This window comes from Dyella sp., assembly GCF_035508675.1.
Taxonomy (GTDB): domain Bacteria; phylum Pseudomonadota; class Gammaproteobacteria; order Xanthomonadales; family Rhodanobacteraceae; genus Dyella_B.
On the sequence record NZ_DATJMN010000288.1, the window covers coordinates 1 to 6842 of the forward strand.

6 protein-coding genes and 1 pseudogene are annotated in these 6842 nt (G+C 62.5%); 4 read left to right on the top strand and 3 right to left on the bottom strand.

Annotated elements, in window-relative coordinates; translation table 11 throughout:
- Positions 1–115: 115 nt before the first annotated feature.
- From VMA74_RS15220 to VMA74_RS15230, 3 genes are all read right to left on the bottom strand, one after another.
- The gene (locus VMA74_RS15220; protein ID WP_325368437.1) at positions 116–1561 is read right to left on the bottom strand and encodes a M20/M25/M40 family metallo-hydrolase; all 1446 of its coding nucleotides are present in this window, start codon (positions 1559–1561) and stop codon (positions 116–118) included.
- A gap of 86 nt (positions 1562–1647) precedes the next feature.
- Positions 1648–2049, bottom strand: a complete 402-nt coding sequence (mscL, locus tag VMA74_RS15225; RefSeq protein WP_325368439.1) for a large-conductance mechanosensitive channel protein MscL — start codon at positions 2047–2049, stop codon at positions 1648–1650.
- Between the two features lie 81 nt (positions 2050–2130).
- The gene (locus tag VMA74_RS15230; protein WP_325368441.1) at positions 2131–2817 is read right to left on the bottom strand and encodes a fumarylacetoacetate hydrolase family protein; all 687 of its coding nucleotides are present in this window, start codon (positions 2815–2817) and stop codon (positions 2131–2133) included.
- Between the two features lie 296 nt (positions 2818–3113).
- Here VMA74_RS15230 and VMA74_RS15235 point away from each other — a divergent pair, with 296 nt between their 5' ends.
- From VMA74_RS15235 to VMA74_RS15250, 4 genes and pseudogenes are all read left to right on the top strand, one after another.
- On the top strand, positions 3114–4352 hold the full coding sequence (locus VMA74_RS15235; RefSeq protein ID WP_325368443.1) for an efflux RND transporter periplasmic adaptor subunit: 1239 nt from the start codon (positions 3114–3116) through the stop codon (positions 4350–4352).
- 67 nt (positions 4353–4419) lie between these two features.
- Positions 4420–5106, top strand: a complete 687-nt coding sequence (locus tag VMA74_RS15240) for an ABC transporter ATP-binding protein (RefSeq protein WP_325368445.1) — start codon at positions 4420–4422, stop codon at positions 5104–5106.
- A gap of 10 nt (positions 5107–5116) precedes the next feature.
- Entirely contained in the window at positions 5117–6286 is a 1170-nt protein-coding gene (locus tag VMA74_RS15245) for an ABC transporter permease (RefSeq protein WP_325368447.1), read from the top strand.
- A 14-nt stretch (positions 6287–6300) separates the two neighbouring features.
- Positions 6301–6842, top strand: a pseudogene (locus tag VMA74_RS15250) (ABC transporter permease); the annotation flags it as partial.

Here is a 6842-nt window from a genome sequence, read left to right on the forward strand (position 1 = left end):
TAGCTTCGGTCCATCGCCTCGACAGACCGCCAGTCTGCCTTCGCCGACGGCCCTGTGCTCTGCAAACACACAGGGCCGCGGCGGCCCACGCTGAATTAATCAGAGCATCCCCAGCTCAGTCTTCCGCCCCGTCGTGCGCAAACGCTCCCGGCGCCGAACCGAAATCGCCGTTCGCCTGCGCCGCCATGTACGAGAACACGGCGTACACCGCTACGTTCTGCGCCAGTTGCTTGGGATCGATCTTGTCCAGCGTGTCGTTGGCCGTGTGGTGCCAATCGAAGTAATAGGTCCCGTCCTGCGTGAGGCTTAGCGCCGCCATGCCCTTGCCGTGCATTTGCGAGAGATCCGAGCCGCCGCCGCCAGGCCGCTTGACGTCATAGCTCACGCCGATCGGCGCCAGCACCTTGGCGATCTGCTCGATCGCGCCGCGTGCTTCGGGCTTCACGCTGGCGCTCATTCGCCAAACCGGGCCGGAACCGAAATCCGATTCGGTACCGAGCTGGAACTTGCTGACTTCCGCCGCATGCTTGTCGGCATACGCACGGCCACCCCACAGACCCATTTCCTCGTTGGCGAAAGCAATCACGCGGATGGTGCGGTCCGGGCGTCGCGGCAGGTCGTGGATCAGCTTGGCCGCGCCCACGGCAATGGCCACGCCGGCGCCGTCGTCGATGGCGCCGGTGCCCGGGTCCCAGGAATCCAGGTGGCCACCGATGGCAATCACTTGATCCGGGTATTTGCTACCGGTGATCTCGCCGATCACGTTCGCGCCGGTGTATTGGCCCTCGATGCCGCAATCCAGATCGAGCTTGACCGTGACCGGTTTGCCATAGGCGAGCACACGCTCAAGTTGATCGGCGTCCGGATTGGACAGTGCCGCAGCAGGAATCGCCTTGGCCGGATCGGTGAAACCGGTGACGCCGGTGTGTGGTGTGCGGCTGTTGGCGTCGGTGCCCGCCGAGCGCAGCAGAAAGCCCGCTGCGCCTTTTTGCTGTGCAATCACCGGGCCTTGCACGCGAATCGGCGAGCCGATACGGCCGTAATCCAGCCCATCTTTGTGCCGCTGCATGCGCTCGCCGATGTAGACGATCTTGCCTTTCACGCTGGCCGGATCGGCGGCCTTCAAGGCATCCAGCGTGGCGAACTGCACCACCTCGGCGGTGAGTCCGCCCTTGGGCGTGCCGGGCGAATAGCCCAGCGCGATAAGCGTCAACGGTTGCGGAAACGGTGCCACGATGGCGCCATGCTCGCTGCGGCGCACCCACAGCGGAAAGCTCACCGGCTCGGTATAGACCTTGTCGAAGCCCAGCGCCTTGAATTTCGCCACCATCCAATCCCGCGCTCGCTGATCGTTCACACCGCCGGCCAGGCGTGCGCCGACTTCCGTGCTCAGGCCTTCCACCACCTTGTAGGCGGTATCGTCGTGCATGGCCTTGTCACGCAATTGCTCGGCCGTCTGCACCGCGGCGGCGGGAATCGTGGTTGGCGCATCCTTGGCGCAAACAAGTCCGGTAGCCAGCATCAAGCTGGCGGCGAGCAAACTGAGGGAGGGGCGTTGCATGGGCGGCTCCTGGTGACGAGCCCCGCATTATGGGGCTCGTGTCAGGGCGCGCTTAGGCCGGAAGTCATGTCGGCCCGGGCAATACGCTATTGCCTGTTTTTCAGCAGATCCCGGATTTCCGTCAGCAGCACCACTTCCGGCGGCGTCGCGGCGGCGGCCTTGGTATAGAACTTGTTGACGATCTTGATCAGCAGAAAAATCGCAAAGGCCACGATCAGGAAGGCCAGGATGCTGTTGATGAAGCTGCCATAGGCAATCGCGATTTCGGGAATCTTGTGCGCGGGATTGCTGTTGTCGGCTGGCCGAATCACCACCTTCATCGCCGAGAAGTCGATGCCGCCGGTGACCCAGCCCAGCGGCGGCATGATCACGTCGTTCACCAGTGAGGTGACGATCTTGCCGAACGCCGCGCCGATGACCACACCGACCGCCATGTCGAGCACGTTGCCGCGCATAGCAAATTCTTTGAATTCTTTCAGCATGCTCATCGTCGTCTCCCTAGGTTTGCGCCGGATGGCGTTGTGGACTGTCGTGCACGGGGATGTTACGTATCAGGCAAGCATCCTTACTCATACCACCTTGCCTTCCAGCGTGGCGATGTCCTGCAGTTCCGCGCGGAAGTGATCGCCGCGTTGCAAGGCCGCTACGCCTGCGGGCGTGCCGGTGAAAATCAGGTCGCCGGCTTTCAGTTCGAACAATCTAGAGAGAGCGGCGATGATGTCCGCCACGCCGTGCACCATCTCGTTGAGGTGGCCTTCCTGGCGCAGCTTGCCGTTCACTTCCAGGCGGATGCGCGTGTGCGCATGCAAGGCGGCTTCGCTTGCCACGCGCAACGCCGAGACTGGCGCGGAATGATCGAAAGCCTTGGCCACGTCCCACGGATGGCTTTTAGCCTTGGCCATCGCCTGAAGATCGCGGCGCGTGAGATCGAGCCCTACGCCATAGCCAAAGACCGCCTGTATCGCCTGCGCGGCATTCAGGTTCTGGCCGCCGGCCTTCAAGGCCACCACCATTTCCACTTCGTGGTGCAGGTCGGCGGTCGCCGAGGGATAGGGCACATCCCCGCCATCCGTGACCACGGCATCGGCCGGTTTGCAAAAGAACATCGGCGTCGAAGCGTCGACCGTAGCGCCCATTTCACGCGCATGCTCAGCGTAGTTGCGGCCGATGCAGAACACGCGGCGGACGGGAAAGCGTTCCTCGCGGCCGATGACCGGGAGGCTGGGGATGGCAGGAGGATCGATGACGTAGCGCATGGCAAAAAGGGTAGCAGCTTCATGCACCTGGCAAGAAGATGGCCACGGCAGGTATTGCTGTTTCGTCAGCAGACCATGCCCAATGCCACGCGAAGTCAGCGAGGCGCAAGCAACAATGCCGACCCTATTGAGTCGACCTCATTGAAGTGTTGCAGGCCCTCGCCATTGTCGAACTGGCGCCGTCTCGCACGTCATAGGACATGACAGCTGTCATTGGCATGGGTTGATGAGCGCACGTGGAAGGAATAGGGCTCGGGCCACTATCGTGTGTACATCGGGGACAACGGGACAACAGCGTGAGCAATACCGATCTACTGAAGGAATTGAAGATCGAACGCCATCAGCGTGATGACCATCAAGGTGGTGGCGCAGGGCCCTGGCCGTGGATCGTCGGCGGCATCGTGCTCGTGCTGCTGGCGCTGGGCGCCGGTGGCTGGTGGTGGTTCGGCCATCGCCCGATACCTGTGCACGTTGCGCAGGCCGTGGCTGCGGGCAGCGATCCGGCCGCAGGCGCCGTGCTGCAGGCGACGGGATATGTGACGGCGCGCCGAGAGGCCACGGTGTCCGCGCAGATCACCGGCACCCTGACCGCCGTGCTGATCGAGGAAGGCGACCACGTCAAGCAAGGCCAGATCCTGGCCAAGCTCGATGACAGTCAATACAAGGCGGCGCTCGATTCAGCCATCGCCCAAGCCAAGGCTGCGCATGCGCTGGTGAACCAGTATCAGGTGCAACTGACGCAGAACCTGCGCGATGCCGGTCGCGATGAAGCGCTCGCCAAACAGGGGCTGGTATCCAAGCAGGCGGCCGAGCAGGCGCGCACGCTGGCCAACAGCACGCGCGCGCAATTGATTTCGCAAGAGAAAAATGCGGCCGCCGCCGACGCGCAAGTGGTCGAAGCACAGGTCAACTACGGCTACTGCCTTATCCGCGCACCGTTCGATGGCGTGATCACCACCAAGGATGCTCAGGTCGGCGAAGTGGTGTCGCCGTTCTCCGCCGGCGGCGGTTTCACGCGCACCGGTATCGGCACCATCGTCGACATGGATTCGCTGGAAGTGGATGTCGACGTCAACGAGGCTTATATCGGCCGCGTCACGCCGAACATGCCGGCCGAAGCGGTGCTGGATGCGTATCCGGATTGGCGCATTCCGGCGCACGTCATCGCCATCGTGCCGGCTGCCGATCGCGGCAAGGCCACGGTGAAGGTGCGCGTGGCGATGGAAAAGAAAGATGCGCGCATCGTGCCCGACATGGGCGTGCGCGTGTCCTTCCTGGAAGCGAAACCTGTGGCCGCTGCGCAGGCGCCCAAGGGCGTGCTGGTGCCGGCCAAGGCAATCGTGCAGCGCGATGGCAGCGAGAGCGTGTTCGTGGTGTCGGACGGCAAGGCACATCGCCGCGCGGTGCAGCCTGCCGCACAAACGTTTGGCGACATGCGCCTGATTCCCGCATCCGTGAATGCTGGCGACAGCGTGGTCATCGCTCCGCCGGATGATCTGCATGACGGTTCGGATATAAGCGTGCAAACCCAATGAAGTCAGGCTCTTTCCTCGCAAGTGGGGAGAGAGCCCAGAAAACGAATCCACTCGGGAGGATGTAGCAATGGGTACGTTGATCGAAATTCGCGATCTTTCCAAAGTCTACGAACGCGGCCGGCAGAAAGTCGAAGTGTTGCACCACATCAACCTCGACATTGCCGAAGGCGATTTCCTGGCCTTGATGGGTCCGTCCGGTTCAGGCAAGACCACACTGCTGAACCTGGTCGGCGGCCTGGATACACCCACCGGCGGCAGCATCAGCGTTGCCGGGCAACGCATCGACCAGTTGGGGGCGGGCGCGCTCGCGCGCTGGCGTGCCTCGAACGTCGGCTTCGTGTTTCAGTTCTACAACCTGATGCCGATGCTGAGTGCGCAGCGAAACGTCGAGCTGCCGCTGCTGCTCACCAAGCTCTCCGCTGCGCAGCGGCGCAAGAACGCAGCCATCGCCTTGCAACTGGTGGGCTTGGCCGATCGCGCGTCGCACAAGCCGGCCGAACTCTCCGGCGGACAGCAGCAGCGCGTGGCGATTGCGCGCGCCATCGTGTCCGACCCGTCACTGCTGGTCTGCGACGAACCGACCGGCGACCTGGATCGCCAATCGGCGGAAGAGGTACTGGGCCTGCTGCGCCAGCTCAACCGCGAACACGGCAAAACCATCGTGATGGTGACGCACGATCCGAAGGCGGCCGAGTACGCCGATCACACCCTGCATCTCGACAAGGGTACGCTGGTCGAGCAGGTCACGGCGTGAGGAGCTGACGATGAAATACTTTCATCTGATCTGGGCGGCGCTGTTCCGGCGCAAGACCCGCACCATCCTCACTCTGGTATCGATCGCCGCGGCGTTCCTGCTGTTCGGCATGTTGGATGCGGTACGCATCTCGTTCGACCAGGCGGGCAAGAGCGCCAATGGCGCGCAGCGCCTGCAAACCGGCTCCAAGCTGTCATTTATCGAGACGCTGCCGCAGGGCCTGGGCGAGAAGATCGCCACCGTGCCTGGCGTGAAATCGGTGGCGTATGCCAACTGGTTCGGCGGTGCATACCAGGATCCGCACAATCAAGTGTTCACCTTTGCCGTCAGCGATAACTACATCGACCAGTATCCGGAAGTGCAAGTTGGCGACGAGGCGCGCAAGGCATTCGCCAATACCCGCATCGGCATTTTGGTGGGTGACAAGTTGCTGGAAAAATATCATTGGAAAATAGGCGATCAGATCCCGCTGCAGTCGAACATTTTCCCGCAGCAGGACGGCAGCAAGAACTGGACTTTCCAGATCGTCGGCGCCTTGCACCCCACCGAACAGAGCGTGGCGTTCTACGGCCAGATCATCCTGATGCACTGGAAGTATTTCGATGACGCCGTGATGAAGGGCTACAACAACGGCCGGGTGGGCTGGTTTGTCACGCGCGTCAAAGACGTGAACCAGGCCGATCAGGTGGCGAAGGCCATCGATGCCTTGTCCGCCAATTCCGATCACGAAACCCGTACGCAGACCGAAGCGGCCGCCACGGCGTCATGGATGAAACAGCTGGCCGATATCGGCCTGATCGTCGGCTCGATCATGGGCGCGGTGTTCTTCACCCTGTTGCTGTTGACGGGCAACACCATGATGCAGGCGGTGCGCGAGCGTACCTCGGAGTTGGCGGTGCTGAAGACGCTGGGCTTTTCCGATCGCAGCGTGCTGGCCATGGTGCTGGCCGAATCGGTGCTGCTGGTGGTGCTTGGCGGCGTGATCGGTATTGCGTTGGCAGCGATCTTGATCCCTGGCGTCAGCGCCGGTAGCGGTGGCTTTCTGAACCTGCCCACGGTCGGTGCGAACAGCTGGTTGCTGGGTATCGGGTTGATGCTGGCGATCGGCTTGGTGGTGGGGTCCATCCCCGCATGGCGGGCGATGCGCCTGAATATTGTCGATGCCCTCGCTGGCCGCTGACAGGAATCCCAATCATGACGTTCTTATTCAATCTCATTGTAGTGTTGCTGTTGATTGCGGTATTGGCGGCGTGGGTGCAATTGCCATGGTATGGAGTACTTGCACTCGTCGTGGTGTTCGCGGCGTGGATGGCGTTTAGCCGCCGCGGGCGGCAGGCTGCTTCGGTAACCGGCGTCGGTATCAGCACGCTACGGCAGCGTTCGGGTTCGTCATCGGTGGTCGTGATCGGCATTGCCGGCGTAGTCGGCGTGCTGGTTGCCTTGCTCGCGATGGGCGAAGGCTACAGCGAAACCCTGCGCAAGACCGGCAGCGAAGACACCGCCATCGTGCTGCGCGGCGGTTCGGCCAGTGAAGTCAGCTCCGTGTTGTCCAACGACAACATTGTGGTGATCGAGCAGGCGGCCGGTGTTGCCCACGATAAGCAAGGCAAGCCCATCGCATCCGGGGAAATCGTGGTGGCGGCGAATCTGCCGGTCAAAGGCGGTGCTCCCGATGAGGAAGGCAGCGTGCAGGTGCGCGGCGTGGGCGAGCAGGCGTTGGCCTTGCGCCCGAACCT

Excerpts from the sequence above, each read along its gene's own strand:
- mscL (WP_325368439.1), bottom strand. The coding sequence starts at position 2,049 with ATGAGCATGCTGAAAGAATTCAAAGAATTTGCTATGCGCGGCAACGTG.
- VMA74_RS15220 (WP_325368437.1), bottom strand. The coding sequence starts at position 1,561 with ATGCAACGCCCCTCCCTCAGTTTGCTCGCCGCCAGCTTGATGCTGGCT.
- VMA74_RS15245 (WP_325368447.1), top strand. The coding sequence starts at position 5,117 with ATGAAATACTTTCATCTGATCTGGGCGGCGCTGTTCCGGCGCAAGACC.
- VMA74_RS15240 (WP_325368445.1), top strand. The coding sequence starts at position 4,420 with ATGGGTACGTTGATCGAAATTCGCGATCTTTCCAAAGTCTACGAACGC.
- VMA74_RS15230 (WP_325368441.1), bottom strand. The coding sequence starts at position 2,817 with ATGCGCTACGTCATCGATCCTCCTGCCATCCCCAGCCTCCCGGTCATC.